Origin of the sequence: Pseudomonas viridiflava (assembly GCF_900184295.1) — a bacterium.
Classification (GTDB): Bacteria; Pseudomonadota; Gammaproteobacteria; order Pseudomonadales; family Pseudomonadaceae; genus Aquipseudomonas; species Aquipseudomonas viridiflava.
On sequence record NZ_LT855380.1, the window covers coordinates 2,245,624 to 2,260,686 of the forward strand.

At 59.8% G+C, this 15,063-nt stretch carries 17 protein-coding genes; 13 read left to right on the forward strand and 4 right to left on the reverse strand.

Features of this window, described 5'->3' with window-relative positions:
- Window positions 1-162: 162 nt before the first annotated feature.
- The 5 genes from CFBP1590_RS10365 to greB all read left to right on the forward strand — a co-directional run bounded on the left by CFBP1590_RS10365 (window position 163) and on the right by greB (window position 3,630).
- Window positions 163-1,608, forward strand: coding sequence for an MltF family protein (locus tag CFBP1590_RS10365; protein WP_029244434.1), 1,446 nt, complete (start codon window positions 163-165; stop codon window positions 1,606-1,608).
- A 103-nt stretch (window positions 1,609-1,711) separates the two neighbouring features.
- Window positions 1,712-2,146: a DoxX family protein gene (locus tag CFBP1590_RS10370; RefSeq protein ID WP_004887732.1), complete on the forward strand. Its 435-nt coding sequence runs from the start codon at window positions 1,712-1,714 to the stop codon at window positions 2,144-2,146.
- Window positions 2,147-2,390: 244 nt separating this feature from the next.
- Window positions 2,391-2,699 (forward strand): hypothetical protein, encoded by a 309-nt coding sequence (locus tag CFBP1590_RS10375; RefSeq protein WP_004887734.1) that lies wholly within the window; start codon window positions 2,391-2,393, stop codon window positions 2,697-2,699.
- A gap of 80 nt (window positions 2,700-2,779) precedes the next feature.
- Window positions 2,780-3,109 carry a hypothetical protein gene (locus CFBP1590_RS10380; RefSeq protein ID WP_004887736.1) on the forward strand — a complete coding sequence of 110 codons (330 nt, stop codon included), beginning with the start codon at window positions 2,780-2,782 and terminating at the stop codon, window positions 3,107-3,109.
- A 47-nt stretch (window positions 3,110-3,156) separates the two neighbouring features.
- Window positions 3,157-3,630 (forward strand): transcription elongation factor GreB, encoded by a 474-nt coding sequence (gene greB, locus CFBP1590_RS10385; RefSeq protein WP_004887737.1) that lies wholly within the window; start codon window positions 3,157-3,159, stop codon window positions 3,628-3,630.
- Between the two features lie 185 nt (window positions 3,631-3,815).
- Here greB and CFBP1590_RS10390 read toward each other — a convergent pair whose 3' ends face one another.
- Both CFBP1590_RS10390 and CFBP1590_RS10395 read right to left on the reverse strand, forming a co-directional pair.
- Complete coding sequence (locus CFBP1590_RS10390) at window positions 3,816-6,332, reverse strand: ABC transporter permease (RefSeq protein WP_088234970.1); 2,517 nt, start codon at window positions 6,330-6,332, stop codon at window positions 3,816-3,818.
- A complete protein-coding gene (locus tag CFBP1590_RS10395) occupies window positions 6,332-7,015 on the reverse strand; it encodes an ABC transporter ATP-binding protein (RefSeq protein ID WP_004887741.1) in 684 nt (227 codons plus the stop codon). Before CFBP1590_RS10395 ends, CFBP1590_RS10390 begins: the two co-directional genes overlap by 1 nt.
- Before the next feature lie 10 nt (window positions 7,016-7,025).
- Between CFBP1590_RS10395 and CFBP1590_RS10400 the strand changes: the two genes are divergently transcribed.
- From CFBP1590_RS10400 to CFBP1590_RS10410, 3 genes are all read left to right on the forward strand, one after another.
- Entirely contained in the window at window positions 7,026-7,631 is a 606-nt protein-coding gene (locus tag CFBP1590_RS10400; protein ID WP_029244436.1) for an arylesterase, read from the forward strand.
- 56 nt (window positions 7,632-7,687) lie between these two features.
- Window positions 7,688-7,969 carry a hypothetical protein gene (locus CFBP1590_RS10405; protein ID WP_029244437.1) on the forward strand — a complete coding sequence of 94 codons (282 nt, stop codon included), beginning with the start codon at window positions 7,688-7,690 and terminating at the stop codon, window positions 7,967-7,969.
- Between the two features lie 102 nt (window positions 7,970-8,071).
- The gene (locus CFBP1590_RS10410) at window positions 8,072-9,037 is read left to right on the forward strand and encodes a L,D-transpeptidase family protein (protein ID WP_004887746.1); all 966 of its coding nucleotides are present in this window, start codon (window positions 8,072-8,074) and stop codon (window positions 9,035-9,037) included.
- A gap of 549 nt (window positions 9,038-9,586) precedes the next feature.
- Here CFBP1590_RS10410 and oprI read toward each other — a convergent pair.
- Entirely contained in the window at window positions 9,587-9,838 is a 252-nt protein-coding gene (gene oprI, locus CFBP1590_RS10415) for an outer membrane lipoprotein OprI (protein ID WP_002553018.1), read from the reverse strand.
- A gap of 607 nt (window positions 9,839-10,445) precedes the next feature.
- Between oprI and CFBP1590_RS10420 the strand changes: the two genes are divergently transcribed.
- Window positions 10,446-10,727 (forward strand): GNAT family N-acetyltransferase, encoded by a 282-nt coding sequence (locus CFBP1590_RS10420; protein ID WP_004887702.1) that lies wholly within the window; start codon window positions 10,446-10,448, stop codon window positions 10,725-10,727.
- 71 nt (window positions 10,728-10,798) lie between these two features.
- Here the strand turns inward: CFBP1590_RS10420 and CFBP1590_RS10425 are convergent, their stop codons facing one another.
- Window positions 10,799-11,875 (reverse strand): 3-deoxy-7-phosphoheptulonate synthase, encoded by a 1,077-nt coding sequence (locus tag CFBP1590_RS10425; protein ID WP_029244438.1) that lies wholly within the window; start codon window positions 11,873-11,875, stop codon window positions 10,799-10,801.
- Between the two features lie 233 nt (window positions 11,876-12,108).
- On the opposite strand from CFBP1590_RS10425, the gene CFBP1590_RS10430 reads away from it, so the two are divergent.
- From CFBP1590_RS10430 to CFBP1590_RS10445, 4 genes are all read left to right on the forward strand, one after another.
- The gene (locus CFBP1590_RS10430) at window positions 12,109-12,444 is read left to right on the forward strand and encodes a YbbN family protein (protein WP_058433057.1); all 336 of its coding nucleotides are present in this window, start codon (window positions 12,109-12,111) and stop codon (window positions 12,442-12,444) included.
- A gap of 25 nt (window positions 12,445-12,469) precedes the next feature.
- Window positions 12,470-13,426 carry a putative 2-dehydropantoate 2-reductase gene (locus CFBP1590_RS10435; protein WP_088234972.1) on the forward strand — a complete coding sequence of 319 codons (957 nt, stop codon included), beginning with the start codon at window positions 12,470-12,472 and terminating at the stop codon, window positions 13,424-13,426.
- A gap of 18 nt (window positions 13,427-13,444) precedes the next feature.
- Complete coding sequence (locus CFBP1590_RS10440; RefSeq protein WP_025993305.1) at window positions 13,445-14,353, forward strand: 5'-nucleotidase; 909 nt, start codon at window positions 13,445-13,447, stop codon at window positions 14,351-14,353.
- A 91-nt stretch (window positions 14,354-14,444) separates the two neighbouring features.
- Window positions 14,445-14,939, forward strand: coding sequence for a universal stress protein (locus CFBP1590_RS10445; RefSeq protein ID WP_004887692.1), 495 nt, complete (start codon window positions 14,445-14,447; stop codon window positions 14,937-14,939).
- Window positions 14,940-15,063: the final 124 nt, after the last annotated feature.

Consider the following 15,063-nt stretch of genomic DNA (forward strand, 5'->3'; position numbering starts at 1 on the left):
AGCGCAAGGCTGCCGAGCATATCAGAGCTTCGGTAAAAACAAGAAAACGCTGGCTATTCAAACGGTTGAGCTCAAGGACTCGATGCTTTTCTTCAATGTTGATGCTGCTGCGTGACTTCCAGAGTTCCTTTTTCCTGTTACGGCGATGCCACTGGGGAATGAATGATCCGATCCGCGCTTGTGTCCATTGCCTGCCTTCTGCCGCTTCTGACGACCTTCTCGGGTGAAGTGTCTGCACGTCCGGTCACGTCTGCCGGGCCTGTGGTCGCTGCACCGCACGCGCCGCCCGTGCGCGATCTGGCCGCGATTCGTAGCAGCAAGGTGCTTCGGGTACTGGTCAATCAGAGCCGCAACAGTTCCGGCGATGTGAAGGGTCAGGAAATCGGCGTCGAGTATCACCGGCTGGAAGCGTTCGAGCGCTACCTCAACAGCCATGCCCGCGACGGGCAGAAGGTCACTTTCAAAGTCATCCCCAAAGCCAAGAATCAACTGCTCAGCGCTCTGCAGCGCGGCGAGGGTGATCTGATCGCGCCTGGCGAGCTGCTGGATGTGAGCGATGCCAAGGGCGTTCAGGCCAGTAATCCGATCATTCATGACGTGCCACTGGTGCTCGTTGGCCTGCGCGGTGATCGCAGCCTGCGGCGCGTGGAGCAATTGTCCGGTCGAACCCTGAGCCTGGCCACCGGCAGCGCTGCGGACGAAGCCCTGCATCAGGTCAATCGGCAACTGGAACTGCGCAAGCTGCCGCCAGTGAAGATCGAATGGGTTGATCCCAGCCTTGCCGTCGAAGACGTGCTGGAGATGGTCCAGGCTGGCATCTACCCGATGACGCTGGTCGAGCAGCCGATCGCCGAGCGCTGGGCCGGGGTGATGCCCAAACTGCGTCTGGATCGTGGGCTTTCCCTGAAAACCCACGGCGATGTGAGCTGGTTCGTGCGCGATAACGCCACCATGCTGCGCGCCAGCATCAATGACTTCCTCAAGGACTACAAACCGTCCAACCGTCAGGATGTAGCCTTTGAAAAGGCTTACAAGAACATGTACCGGGTCAATAATCCACTGGTGCGCGGCAACATTCAGCGCCTCGAACAGTTGCGCCCCATGCTGCAACGCCATGCCGATGCGCAGGGCATGGACTGGCTCGACCTGGCTGCGTTGGCGTTCAAGGAATCCAAGCTCGACCCGTCTGCGAAAGGCAGTGGTGGCGCAACGGGGCTGCTGCAGATCACGCCCTCGGCGGCCAAAAGCGTCGGTGTCTCGAATATCCAGAATGCCGATGACAATATTCGCGCCGGATCACGTTACATGGCCTCGATCAAGCGCAAGTATTTCTCCAGCCCCAGGGTCAACGAGCGTGAGCGCATGGCGTTCACCATGGCCGCGTACAACATGGGGCCGGAACGGGTTCAGAGTATGCGTGATGAGGCGCGCAAGCGCGGGCTCAATCCCAATCAATGGTTCTTTCAGACCGAGCGCATCGCGATGGAGCAGGGCGGCGCCAACGTCGTGACCTTCGTCAACAGCGTCAACAAATACTACCTGGCCTTCGACCGTCAGCGCGATGCGCTGGAAAAGGAAGGCTCCGGGAAATCAACGGTCAGGCGTTAATCGAACAATTCGATAGGTATGTGCCATTTATTGCCGTTTTCACATGAGTCATTTTGATTATGATGGCGCCACTCCCACTTAATCAACGATGGAACGCACTCGCATGAACAGCCTGATCAAATCCGTACTCACCACCCGCGCCGGTTATGGCCTGACCATCCTGCGTGTCATTGTCGGTATCGCTTTCATCGCGCACGGCAGCCAGAAACTGTTCGGCGCGTTTGGTGGCTATGGTCTGGAAGGCACCGCGCAGTACATGGAAAGCCTGGGCCTGACGCCCGGTTATCTGATGGCGCTGCTGTCCGGCGGTGCCGAGTTCTTCGGTGGTCTGGGTCTGCTGGTCGGCCTGCTGGCCCGCCCGGCTGCGGCATTGGTGACCGTGTTGCTGCTGGTGGCGATTTTCACCGTGCACATCGGCAACGGCTTCTTCATGGCCAACAACGGTTTTGAATATGCGCTCGCCTTGCTGGGTGGCGCGCTGGCTGTGTTGATCGAAGGCGCAGGCAAGCTGTCACTGGACCGCCTCATCGCGCGATAACCTCTGCCGCTTGCAGACTGAAGGCCCACGTGAAAGTGGGCCTTTTGCGTTTCAGCAGGATTGTAGGGCAAGGTAATTGACAATGAAGGGCGGGCTTCTCTAGGATGCGTGCTCAAGCGCCGATTTAACAACTACTTGCGGGGCGCCTGACAAGGCTCGAACCTTGTCGAAATACCGCTAAAACGTTGGTTCGGTGTTGCCTCTCACCGCTGCCCAGCGGAGCTTTTGAGGCAGAGACAAAACCATGAACAACCTGCGCCCGCTTCTTCGTCTGTCCCCGATCAGCACTGTGCTGACGCGCAAGAATCCGAAAATCCTTCTCGCCGGTTCCCATCAGCCGACGCTGCTGCGTTATCTGGACGGCTGGCCACGTCGCCGTGGCGGCTCCTGTGCCTTCCTCATCCAGTTTGTCGACGCTCACCAACCGCTCAGCCATTTCGCCAATGATCAGTTTGATCTGGCAGTGATTCAGTCACCGGATGCAGAGCAGGTAGAGCAGGTGATTCGCGACCTCACCCGGGTGGCCCGGCAGGGTTTGATCACCTTCGGCTGAGAAGGCATTATGCTGGCCCCCACCGAATCGCCTGACAGGCAGAATCGCCGCCTTATCAAAGGATTAGGTGTGGTGTCTGCATGCGATTGGTTTATTGTGCTCTGGCTTGCCTGACGCTGTCGGGCGTTGCATTGTCTGCCCAGGCCCGAAACGCTACTGAAGGCGAACGTTACCTCTGTCGCTGGGGTTCGACCATTGCGAGTGGTGCGCAAGCGGCGAAGCTTTCAGGCGTCACCCGCTATGGTGCGCGGCAAAAGCTTCAGGCGCGCAAGTTCACCAAACAGTGGATGCGTCCGATGGCGCTGGGTATTACCGAGCAGACTTACGACAGCGACTCGCGTCTCAAGCCCGACAGCGTCAGGCAGATTTATTACGACGGCTGCATCCGCCACGAGGTGGCGCGCCGATAATGCCATGGCCCCTGTCGCGCTGATGTTTGTGTTTACGGAGGAACGTCTTGAGTACAAAGATCATCACCAAACAGGGGCATGATGCCCTTAAAAAAGAACTCGACTATCTCTGGCGCGAGCATCGCCCGGACATCACCCAGAAGGTCGCCTGGGCGGCCTCTCTGGGGGACCGCAGCGAAAATGCGGACTATCAGTACAACAAGAAGCTGCTGCGCGAAATCGACCGCCGCGTACGCTACCTGCGCAAGCGTCTGGAAGACATGCGCGTGGTGCAGTACTCGCCCGAGCAGGAAGGGCGGGTGTTCTTCGGTGCCTGGGTCGAGATCGAGAACGAAGACGGCGACCTGAAGAAATTTCGCATCGTGGGTTACGACGAGATTTATGGTCGCAACGACTATATCTCCATCGACTCACCGATGGCGCGGGCGTTGTTGAAGAAGGAAGAGGGCGACGAAGTGATCGTCAACACGCCCGAGGGCGAGAAACTGTGGTTCGTGAACAGTATTGTTTATGAGCAGTGAGGACAGTATCCCGCTCGCGAAGACGCTGCGGGATCTTTTCAAGCAACACGTCTCTTTCTGAAGAAGCACAATTCGTGGGAGGCGGCTTGCCGGCGATGGCGTCAATTCAGTCGCTGAATAGCGCCTGAAAAACCCAATCGCCGGCAAGCCGCTTCCCACAGTGTTTACTGCGTTCACGCTTGCAATCAACCCTCCCGCAGCACCGTCAACGGGCTGGCATTCAGCGCACGGCGTGTGCCGAACACACCGGCACCGCCCACCAGCAGTGCGCCAATCAGCGGCAGCAGCAACAGCCACGGATGTGGGCTCCATTCCAGCGAGAAGGCGTAGCGGTACAGCACAAAGCTCACCAGCTCACAGCCCAGCGCCGCCAGCAGTCCGCTCGCAGCGCCCAGCAGGCCAAACTCGATCCTGCGTGACTTGATCAGCAATGCCCGCTCCGCACCCAGGGCACGCAGCAGCGCGCCTTGGCGGATGCGCTCGTCCAGCGTCGCCTGCAAGCCCGAGAACAGCACGGCAACACCGGCGGCCAGTACAAACAGCAAGACGAACTGCACGGCCAGCGTGACCTGATCGAGGATGCTGCGCACCTGCTCCAACAGGGCTTCCACGCCCAGGATGCTGATGGCCGGGAAGGCCCGCGACAGCTCGACGATCTGCTTGTCCTGACCCTTGGGCAGGTAAAAACTGGTCAGGTAAGTGGTCGGCAGATCGGCCAGTGTGCCGGGCTGGAAGATCATGAAGAAGTTGGGCTGGAACGTATCCCAATTCACGTCTCGCAGGCTGGTGACGACGGCTTCGCGGGTCAGACCGCCAACGATGAAACTCAGGCGATCCCCCAGCTTGATCTGCAGGCTCTCGGCGAGTTTGGTTTCGATTGATACGCCTGGCGTGGTATCGGCCTGGCCGGTTGCGGGCAGGTCTTTCCACCATTGTCCGGCGGTCAGCGTGTTGCCTTCAGGCAAGTCGGCAGCCCAGGTCAGGCTCAGGTCGCGCCGGGTCGCGTTCTCGCCGCGTGAGTCCTTGGTGACGAAATTGCCCACCGGCTCACCGTTGATACTGGTCAAGCGTCCCGGCACCACCGGATACAGTGGCGCCGAGTGAGTGGACAGCTTGCTCATGGCCTGGGCGAAGTTCTCTTTCTCAGAAGGCAGCACATTGAGCACGAAATAGTTCGGCGCATCCTTGGGCAGCTGATTTTGCCAAGTGTCGAGCAATTCGCCACGCAGCAGCGCGATCAAACCCATCGACAGCAGAATCAGGCCGAAGGCCAGCGATTGACCGGCAGCAGCAAGCGGATAACGCAGCAGTTGGCCCAGACCCAGGCGCCACGGCAGCGACGCCCCGGACAATAGACGGCGCAGGCTCTTGAGGCCCAACAGCAACAGGCTGCCGAGCACCAGCGCCGCAACGATGCCGCCACCCAGCAGGGCGAAGGTCAGGACCAGATCCAAGCTCAGGCGCCACATGATCAGGCCCAGCGCCAACAGCGCGGCGCCATACACCAGCCACGAACTGGCAGGGATGGGCAGCATGTCCCGGCGCAACACACGCAACGGCGGAACGCGACCCAGCGCCGCCAGCGGCGGCAAGGCAAAACCGGCCAGTGCGACCAGACCTGTACCCATGCCAGCCAGCGCGGGCAGCAAGCCGCCCGGCGGCACGGTTGCAGGCAAGAGATTTTGCAGCAGCGCGAACAGCCCCAGTTGCGCCAGCCAGCCAAGCATCGCACCGCTCAGGCTCGCCAGCAGGCCGATGATTGCCAGTTGCAGACTGAACAACGCCATTGCTTCGCCTCGCGACAGACCCAGGCAGCGCAGCAGGGCGCTGGCGTCGAAGCGTCGTGCGGCGAAGCGTGATGCCGACAAAGCGACCGCAACACCCGCCAGCAGTACAGCGACCAGACTGGCCATATTCAGATAGCGTTCCGCCTTGCCCAGCGCGCCTCCAATCTGCTGGCTGCCGTCGCGGGCATCCTTGATTTCCTGATGCGGTTCCAGACCCGGCTCGATGGCTTTGCGATAGGCGGCGAGTGTTTCCGGCGGACCGCTCCACATTTCCCGATAGGTGACCCGGCTGCCCGGCTGCACTACGCCTGTGGCGGCAAGGTCCTGCAGGTTGATCATTACCCGAGGGGTGAGGCTGTAGAAATTGCCGGCGCGGTCGGGCTCGTAGGTGAGCACACGGGTCAGTTTCAAGGTCTTGGCACCGACGTCGATGTCGTCGCCAATCTTCAGGTTCACGGCAGGAAACAGCCGTGCCTCGGCCCAGGCTTCACCGGTTTTCGGTCCGCTGCCTGCCTCTTCGGTCTGGTACAGCTCGGAGGCGCTTTTCAGCTCGCCGCGCAACGGGTAGGCATCGTCTACCGCCTTGATGCTCGACAGTTGGATACCAGCGTCCGTGGCGATGACGCTGGAGAAGATCACGATCTGCGCATGCTTGAGTTGCAGCCGCTCGCCTTCCTGAACCTGTTCTGGGCGGGCAGGGCTTGAGCCTTCCAGAATCAGATCGGCCCCCAGGAATTCGGTGGCGCGCAGCAACATTGCGCCGTTCAGGCGTGCACCGAAATAGCCGATGGCAGTGCTGGCGGCCACGGCCACCAGCAACGCAAAAAACAACACCCGCAATTCGCCTGCGCGGGCATCGCGCAACAGTTGGCGGGCAGCGAGGCTCAGCAGACGAACAAAAGGCAGGCGTGCCATCAAGGCTCCAGCGGGGCGACCAGGCGGCCCCCTTCAAGACGGATCAGGCGTCGGCAGCGATGGGCCAGACGCTCGTCGTGGGTAACCAGCACCAACGTCGTGTTGCGTTCCTTGTTCAGCTCGAACAGCAGATCGCTGATGCGCTCACCCGTGTGACTGTCCAGGTTGCCGGTGGGTTCGTCGGCGAACAGCACGTCGGGATGGGCAGCAAAAGCACGGGCGATGGCCACGCGCTGCTGTTCGCCGCCGGACAGCTGGCGCGGGGTGTGGGTCAGGCGTTGGCCCAGACCAACCCGCTGCAGCAGATCGCGCGCCTGCTCACGGGCGTCGCGGCGACCTTCCAGCTCCATGGGCAGCATGACGTTTTCCAGCGCATTGAGGCTGTCTAGCAGCTGAAACGACTGAAAGACAAAACCGACGTGCTCGGCACGTACCCGGGCGCGCTGGTCTTCATCCAGCTCACTCAGGTTGCGACCGGCGAGGATGACGGAACCTGCGCTGGGCAGGTCGAGGCCGGCGAGCAGGCCGAGTAGCGTGGATTTGCCCGAACCCGATGAGCCGACGATGGCCAGTGTGTCGCCCTTGTTTAGTTCCAGGGAGAGTTCGTGCAGGATAGTCAGGTCACCTTCGGTGCTGGGGACCACTTTACTGAGGCTTTGGGCACTGAGAATACTTTCACTCATGGAGAATCCGATGCGTGCGTGGTTTTTAAGTGCTGGCCTGGGGTTGCTGCTGCTGTCACAGGGCGCAGTGGCGGGCACGGTGTTGATCGTTGGGGATAGTATCAGCGCGGCTTTCGGCCTGGATACCCGCGTGGGGTGGGTCAGCCTGCTCGAACAGCGCCTCAAGGAACAGGGTTTCGACGATAAGGTGATCAATGCATCGATCAGTGGCGACACCAGTGCCGGAGGCCAGGCGCGGCTGCCTGCGCTGCTTGCAGAGCATAAGCCTGAGCTGGTTATTCTCGAACTGGGTGGCAATGATGGCTTGCGTGGCCAGTTGCCTGCTCAATTGCAACAAAACCTTTCGTCGATGATCGACAGCTCTCGCGCAGCCGGTGCGAAGGTACTGTTGTTGGGGATGCGGATCCCGCCCAACTATGGCCCGCGCTACACCAAGGCCTTCGAAGAGGTCTACAGCAATCTGGCCGAAGATAAAAAGGTCCCGTTTGTACCCTTCTTTCTGGAGGGCGTCGGGGGTGTTCCGCAGTTGATGCAGGCCGATGGTCTTCATCCCGCAGCCGCTGCGCAGGGAAAACTGCTGGAAAATGTCTGGCCGACGCTGAAACCGCTGCTTTGAGGCTTTTCCAGGCGGGAGCTTTCGGCTAATGTGGCGCCCCCGATCTGGAGCCCCCCATGCCGCGTCCCGCCTGGTCCCTGTATGCCTACCAAATGCTTGAGCCTGATGAACAGCTGGATCTGTTCGCGTGTCAGGAAGTGCGGGTGCATCTGATTGCTCGTCAACTGGAACTGGGCGGCTCGATCGATCGCACCTTGTGCGGTACCTTGCTACCGGCTCAGCCGCACCTGTCGGCGGTGCAAACCGATGCGCTGCGTGATGAGCGCCTGTGTCCACTGTGCAAGGCCATTCTCGATGCCCAGCGGCGTGGGATGAACCCGATCTGGCCTGAACTGTAACCTTGTCAGCGTGTTCACCCCTGCGGATCTCCCCGAATCGCCGGGTGCGGGTGTACACTTCGAATCTTTCCCATATCGCCGTTACTCGAAGGATCTTCCCGGATGTTGTCGCGCATTCCAGCCGTTGCCCGCTGTCTGTCACTTGCTGCTCTCTGCGCGGCGAGCTCCGTTCATGCACTGGAGTTTCCGTTGCCGCCACCCGGCGAGGACATTGTCGGGCAGGTGCAGGTCATCAAGGCCAAATACGAAGACACGTTCGCTGACATCGGCACCCAGTACGATCTGGGCTACCTGGAAATGATCGCGGCCAACCCCGGTGTCGATCCATGGTTGCCGGGGGCAGGCAAGGACATCGTGCTGCCAACCCGTTTCATCCTGCCGCCGGGTCCGCGTGAAGGGATCGTCATCAACCTGGCCGAGTACCGCATGTATTACTACCCGAAAGGGCAGAACGTGGTGCACACCTATCCGCTGGGTGTAGGTCGTGAGGGCTGGGGTTCGCCGATCGGTGTCACCAAGGTGACGGCCAAGACGCCGAACCCGACGTGGACGCCACCGGCATCGATCAAGGCCGAACACGCTGCCGATGGTGATCCGCTGCCCAACGTGGTTCCGGCAGGCCCGGACAACCCGCTGGGGCCGTTCAAGTTCGGGCTCGGGATGTCCGGTTACCTGATCCACGGTTCGAACAAGAAATTCGGTATCGGCATGCGCACCAGCCACGGCTGCTTCCGCATGTACAACAACAACGTGCTGGAACTGGCCGACATGGCACCCGTCGGCACTACGGTGCGCATTATCAGCGAGCCCTACAAGTTCGGTTTGAGCGGCGGCAAGGTCTATCTGGAAGCGCACACGCCGGTGGACGATCTGGGCAATCCGTCGGTGGTCGACAAGCACACGGCGGTCATCAACGCCTTGCTCAAGCGTGACGATCTGGCCAACAACCTGCGCATGAACTGGGATCTGGTGCGTGATGTGGTTGCCGCGGAAGATGGGATGCCGGTAGAAATCGCGGTGCCGGGCACGGCTCCTGCTGCGGCTGATGCGCCGGTGGTTTTTCAGTGATTTGAAGCGCGTTACCTTTTTATGATCGTGCCCATCCGCGTGGGCACGCAGCCCAAGATGATCTGCGCCACATTCGAGAGCGGACGCGGAGCGTCCTGGGCGGCGTTACCACGCTGGAGCGTGGGAACGATCATGGACTTCAAGCACACTGATCGTGCCCATCGCTCCGCGTGGGCATGCCTCCTGTGACGCTCCGCGTCACAAATGGCACAGACTGCGGATTCAGTGAGTCGAGCGCATGGCTCCAGTCACCTTTTCGCCCCTCGGCGACGTACTTTGACGGGGCAAAGTACGCAACCCCCTGTGCTCAGCCTTTACCCGCGTCGCGTTCTGCGGTGTTCATGCCATCGCGCTACAAAAGCACACCAGTGCCGTTGCGTCTCCAGATTGCCAGATGACCTTTGTATAGCGATGAGCGCAGAGCCTACTTGGATGTAACGCTGAGCGCATCGCCTCGGAAGCGATCATGCTCCATGCCTCTCAAACGTCGCCCAATAAAAAAGCCGACCCGCTGCCGGGTCGGCTTTTTCAACAATCCCGAGGGGACTATTACTTGCGGCTAGCCTTGTCCAACATGCGCAGTGCGCGCTCGTTGGCTTCGTCAGCAGTCTGCTGAGCTTTTTGAGCTGCAGCCAGTGCTTCGTCAGCCTTGCGGTAGGCTTCGTCGGCACGTGCTTGCGAACGGGCTGCTGCGTCTTCGGTAGCTGTCAGACGAGCTTCGGTTTCTTTGGATACGCTGCTGCAACCGGTGGCCAGAACTGCTGCCAGAGCCAGAGCAGAGAATTTCAGAACGTTGTTCATCGTGTTCCCCTTCAAGGACTTATTTCAAATTAGTCATCTCTCGAAAGTGAGAAAATGACCGGCGTACATAGTACCCATTGTTTGTAGTAAGTAAACGGAGGAAGCGCAAGAAGCGCATAAATTTCTTGGCTTTGAAAGTGTTCCGCGTTACTTCTCATGCAAACTGTCTAAAAACTATCCACTTTGCTGTGGCTGGCCACTGCTGTAAAGCTGACAACAGCCTTATCGAAACGGTTCCTGTATGACCGCGCAGACAGTGATGGATGTTGGCTTCATATCGGTCATCCTGTGTCCGCTGTAGAGCCTTTTATTCGGCGGATCCAATGCATCGACGAGCACAAGGCAAGTGCCTGAATCGATCGTGTTGAACTGCCGCGCAAGGGGCGAGCGAGTGTTGGCTATGCCTTGCCGTGGTTTTATGCTTTTTTTATAGCTATCGCACTTGAGCATCTCCGGTAATGACGCCTACTATTTACAGGTGCTCTTTGTTGAGATCGGCCAGGCTCTTCCCGGTGTCAAAAACAGGCACAGGGTGGCGTAGATGTTCCTTCGCCGGAAAAAGATCGGTAAGGTAGGGGTCAAATTCCAAGACCCGCGAGGAGTAGCGATGAGCGAGGCGTTGTCCATCCACCATGATCAGACCGGCCATCAGTTCGAAATCAATATCGATGGCCATCGGGCCTACCTGACCTATATGGATCTGGGGAAACAGACCCTGGATTTCTATCGGACTTTCGTCCCGGATGCATTGCGCGGCAGGGGCATCGCTGCTGCCCTGACCGAGAAGGCACTCGACTACGCCGACAGCATGGGCTACACCGTTATTCCTTCCTGCTCCTACGTTGAGCGTTATATGGAGCGCCATCAGCGACAGGCCGCGAAGATCTGATCTGCATCACGCTGTAATCGACACCTGCAAAAACGCCGAGCATTGCTCGGCGTTTTGGTGTGCGTGACCGATTACTTGCGCTTGCGCGCCGGTAATACACCCTTGAGCTTGGCGTGCATGCCGCGCAGGGTTTTCTCGGTGCTTTCCCAATCGATGCAGGCATCGGTGATGGACACGCCGTATTGCAGTTCCGACAGGTCCTTGGGAATGGCCTGACAACCCCAGTTCAGATGGCTCTCTACCATCAGACCGATGATCGACTCGTTGCCTTCCAGGATCTGGTTGGCGACGTTTTCCATGACCAGTGGCTGAAGGGCCGGGTCCTTGTTGGAGTTGGCGTGGCTGCAGTCGACCATGATGTTCGGGCGAATGCCGGCCTTGTTCAGGGCCTGCTCACAGAGCGCCACGCTCACCGAATCGTAGTTCGGCTTGCCGTTGCCGCCGCGCAGCACCACATGACCGTAGGCATTGCCTTTGGTGGTCACGATGGACACGCCGCCTTCCTGATTGATACCCAGGAACCGGTGCGGGCTGGAAACCGACTGCAGGGCGTTAATGGCGACGGTCAGGCCGCCGTCGGTGCCGTTCTTGAAGCCGACTGCCGACGACAGGCCCGAAGCCATTTCGCGGTGCGTCTGGGATTCGGTGGTGCGGGCACCGATGGCCGACCAACTGATCAGGTCCTGCAGATACTGCGGGGAGATCGGGTCCAGCGCTTCGGTTGCGGTCGGCAGGCCCATTTCGGCCAGATCCAGCAGCAACTGACGGCCGATATGCAGGCCGTCCTGGATCTTGAACGAGTCATCCAGGTACGGGTCGTTGATCAGGCCTTTCCAACCCACGGTAGTGCGTGGTTTCTCGAAATAGACGCGCATGACCAGATACAGGGTGTCGGACACCTCTGCTGCCAGCGCCTTGAGGCGCTCGGCGTATTCCTTGGCCGCTTTCAGGTCATGGATCGAGCATGGGCCGATCACGATGAACAGGCGGTGATCGTTGCCGTCGAGAATATTGCGGATCACTTCGCGACCCTTGCTGACCGTGTGCAGGGCAGCGTCGGTCAGGGGGATTTCGCGCTTGAGCTGATCCGGTGTGATCAGAGTCTCGTTGGATGCAACGTTGAGGTCGTCAATCGGTAAATCAGCCATCGTGTTACTCATCAGGTCGCGGGTACTGGCCGCCTGCGATCCCCTGTGCGGCGGTGCCCAGCAGGTTGAGCGCAGTGGGGAGCGGAACCTTAGCGCGTTATCGCGCTGTTCGACAATGGGCAAAGCGGCGTATCGGGCCTGTTTACCGCGACCTGACGGCCTTGAAGCATCTGTCATTTGCAACCACTGGCGCTGCAACGGATAGTGTACGGCCAGAGGTGAGGGCTATTTCGTTGACTGAACTGCAACTGAGCGACTTTGACATTGATCACCAATTGCTTGAGCTGACCGGCACGTCGCTGGTCATTTTTACCAGCGTGGGCTGCTCTGCCTGTCGCTGGGCCAGGCAGCAGTTGCCTGGGATGGGCCTTGCGGTTGATCGCCTGTGCTGGATCGACGCCCAGGACAATGGTGGCGCGGTGCAGCGCTACGAAGTGTTTCACCTTCCAGCACTGTTTCTGGTGCGCGACGGAGCCTTCCATGGCGCAATTCGCGCCCCGCTGAACGTCAAGGGTCTGGCTTCGGCACTGGACCGTGCACTTGCCAGCCCACCCGACGAATTACCCTGATAAGACAGTCAGCCAGAGAGACGTTATGAGCAGTGAAATCAGACGCCCGCGAATCGGTATCGTGGGCACCGGGGCCATCGGCGGTTTTTATGGCCTGATGCTGGCTCGCGCCGGATTCGATGTGCACTTTCTGCTGCGCAGCGAGTTTGATGCCGTCGCGCAAAACGGCCTTCGGATCAACAGTGCGGTGCATGGCGATCTGCAACTCAACCCGGTGCAGGCCTACTGTTCGGCTGTCGATATGCCGCCGTGCGACTGGTTGCTGGTCGGCACCAAGAGCACCGGCAATGCCGAGCTGGGACCGGTCATCGGCGCGATGGCTGCCAATGGCGCTAAAGTTCTGTTGTTGCAAAACGGGCTCGCGGTCGAAGACCAGTTGCGAGCGGTTCTGCCGGACAGCCTGCACATACTGGGCGGCTTGTGTTTCGTCTGCGTCCACCGGACCGCGCCCGGCGTCGTGGCGCATCAGGCGTTCGGGGCAGTGAGCATCGGCTATCACAGCGGCCCGGCGGTTGATGAAGCGGAGCGCCTGTCCATTGTCGAAGCCTGTGCGCAGTTGTTCCGGCAGGCCGGTGTCGAATCGCGCGCCATGCCCAGCCTGCAACAGGCCCGCTGGCAGAAGCTGGTGTGGAACGTCCCGTTCAACGGGCTTTCGGCGCTGTTGCGGACCAGCACGTCGCGCCTGATGAACGACCCCGCCAGTCGTGAGCTGGTGCTGGCCTTGATGGACGAGGTGGTGCAGGGCGCAGAGGCCTGTGGTCATGCCTTGCCGGAAGGCATTGCGCGGCATCTGTTCACGGTGACCGAAAGCATGCCCGACTATAAACCCAGCATGCACCATGACCTTATCGAAAAACGCCCGCTGGAGCTGGATGCCATCTATACCCGGCCTCTGGCCGCTGCGCTCGATGCCGGCGTTGACATGCCGCGCGTGCGAACGCTGTATCAGGCCCTGGCCTTTATTGATCGCGACAATCGCTGAAGAGGCGAGGAAGCAGACATGACAACAAACGCCGAAGATCACAAACTGGTACTGGCCATTTCATCCAGAGCGCTGTTTGATTTGAGCGACAGTCATGCGGTTTACATGGCAGAGGGTGTCGAGGCGTACCGCAAGTATCAAATCGAACACGAAGACGAGATTCTCGAGCAGGGCGATGCCTATCTGCTGGTCGAGAAGCTGCTGAGCCTCAACGCCAGCCTGAGCAAGGCGCGCGTCGAAGTGGTTCTGGTGTCGCGCAACAGTGCCGATACCGGGTTGCGCGTGTTCAACTCCATCCAGCATTACGGGCTGGACATCAGTCGGGCGGCGTTCGTCGGCGGGCGCAGTCCTTATCCCTATCTGGCCGCGTTCGGCTGCCATCTGTTTCTGTCGACCCATGCGGAGGACGTGCGCAGTGCGCTGGATGCCGGGTTTGCGGCGGCAACCATCCTGTCGGGTGGTGCGCGACGGGCGGCCAGTCCCGAGTTGCGCATCGCGTTCGATGGCGATGCGGTGCTGTTTTCCGATGAGTCGGAGCGGGTCTATCAGTCCGGCGGGCTGCTGGCCTTTCAGGCCAGCGAACGAGAGTCGGCCCGTGAGCCATTGCGCGGTGGGCCGTTCAAGCCGTTTCTGGCAGCGCTCAATCTGCTGCAACGTGAATTCCCCGAGGCAAGCTGCCCGATCCGCACCGCACTGGTCACTGCCCGTTCGGCGCCTGCCCACGAGCGGGTCATCCGCACCTTGCGTGAATGGGACATTCGGCTCGACGAATCGCTGTTTCTCGGCGGGCTGCAGAAATCGGCGTTTCTTGAGGCGTTCGCTGCGGATGTGTTCTTCGACGATCAGCCGGGGCACTGCGAAAAAGCGCGTGAAGTGGTAGCAACCGGCCACGTTCCCCATGGGATCACCAACGAAATCAAGCTTTGAGCGGACAGACCGCCAATTGTCCGCCGTCGCGGTCTTTGGCGCACTGCTAAGCTCAATCAATCTCCGCCAATGTGGCTGTCCGGGAGGTTGTATGGTTCGTTCGATGCTGTATGCCACAGACCTCGGTCTGTATGCGCCCTATGTGACACAGCATGCGCTGGCACTGGCCCGGACGTTCGATGCCGAACTTTACGTTATCCATGTCGTTGAACCCATGGGGCTGTTCGCCGAATCGGTGCTGCAGAGCTATCTGGGCGAGGATGCGTTGAGGGAGCTTCACAGCAGGGGCGTGAGTGCGTTCATGGATGGAATAGAGCAACGGATGCTCGACGGGTTTCGTGAGGAACTGGGTGAAGGTCACAAAGACCTGTCTTTCATTCGCACAGTGCGGGTCGTTCAGGGAGAACCCTCCAGCGTTATTCTTGAGCAGGCGCGGAAACTGGATGTGGATTTGCTGGTGGTGGGCAGTCACAGCCACCGGGCGAAAGAGGGCGAGTCGATAGGTCGTACGGCCGCCAGGGTTTTACAGCTTTCCGATGTACCGGTTTACATGGTGCCCATGATGCAGAACAGAGGGCGAGGGTAGAGCGACGGTTCGAGAAGGTCTAATTGGCTGTTCAAGTGAAATCGAGCGTGCCATCGCCCCACAAAGGTGATAAAAAGTTCTAGAATTATTCGCCTGACCATTAATCCAGTTATATACCGTCGCT

Excerpts from the sequence above, each read along its gene's own strand:
- CFBP1590_RS10365 (WP_029244434.1), top strand. The coding sequence starts at position 163 with ATGATCCGATCCGCGCTTGTGTCCATTGCCTGCCTTCTGCCGCTTCTG.
- CFBP1590_RS10370 (WP_004887732.1), top strand. The coding sequence starts at position 1,712 with ATGAACAGCCTGATCAAATCCGTACTCACCACCCGCGCCGGTTATGGC.
- CFBP1590_RS10375 (WP_004887734.1), top strand. The coding sequence starts at position 2,391 with ATGAACAACCTGCGCCCGCTTCTTCGTCTGTCCCCGATCAGCACTGTG.
- CFBP1590_RS10380 (WP_004887736.1), top strand. The coding sequence starts at position 2,780 with ATGCGATTGGTTTATTGTGCTCTGGCTTGCCTGACGCTGTCGGGCGTT.
- CFBP1590_RS10390 (WP_088234970.1), bottom strand. The coding sequence starts at position 6,332 with ATGGCACGCCTGCCTTTTGTTCGTCTGCTGAGCCTCGCTGCCCGCCAA.
- CFBP1590_RS10395 (WP_004887741.1), bottom strand. The coding sequence starts at position 7,015 with ATGAGTGAAAGTATTCTCAGTGCCCAAAGCCTCAGTAAAGTGGTCCCC.
- CFBP1590_RS10400 (WP_029244436.1), top strand. The coding sequence starts at position 7,026 with ATGCGTGCGTGGTTTTTAAGTGCTGGCCTGGGGTTGCTGCTGCTGTCA.
- CFBP1590_RS10405 (WP_029244437.1), top strand. The coding sequence starts at position 7,688 with ATGCCGCGTCCCGCCTGGTCCCTGTATGCCTACCAAATGCTTGAGCCT.
- CFBP1590_RS10410 (WP_004887746.1), top strand. The coding sequence starts at position 8,072 with ATGTTGTCGCGCATTCCAGCCGTTGCCCGCTGTCTGTCACTTGCTGCT.
- oprI (WP_002553018.1), bottom strand. The coding sequence starts at position 9,838 with ATGAACAACGTTCTGAAATTCTCTGCTCTGGCTCTGGCAGCAGTTCTG.
- CFBP1590_RS10420 (WP_004887702.1), top strand. The coding sequence starts at position 10,446 with ATGAGCGAGGCGTTGTCCATCCACCATGATCAGACCGGCCATCAGTTC.
- CFBP1590_RS10425 (WP_029244438.1), bottom strand. The coding sequence starts at position 11,875 with ATGGCTGATTTACCGATTGACGACCTCAACGTTGCATCCAACGAGACT.
- CFBP1590_RS10435 (WP_088234972.1), top strand. The coding sequence starts at position 12,470 with ATGAGCAGTGAAATCAGACGCCCGCGAATCGGTATCGTGGGCACCGGG.
- CFBP1590_RS10440 (WP_025993305.1), top strand. The coding sequence starts at position 13,445 with ATGACAACAAACGCCGAAGATCACAAACTGGTACTGGCCATTTCATCC.
- CFBP1590_RS10445 (WP_004887692.1), top strand. The coding sequence starts at position 14,445 with ATGGTTCGTTCGATGCTGTATGCCACAGACCTCGGTCTGTATGCGCCC.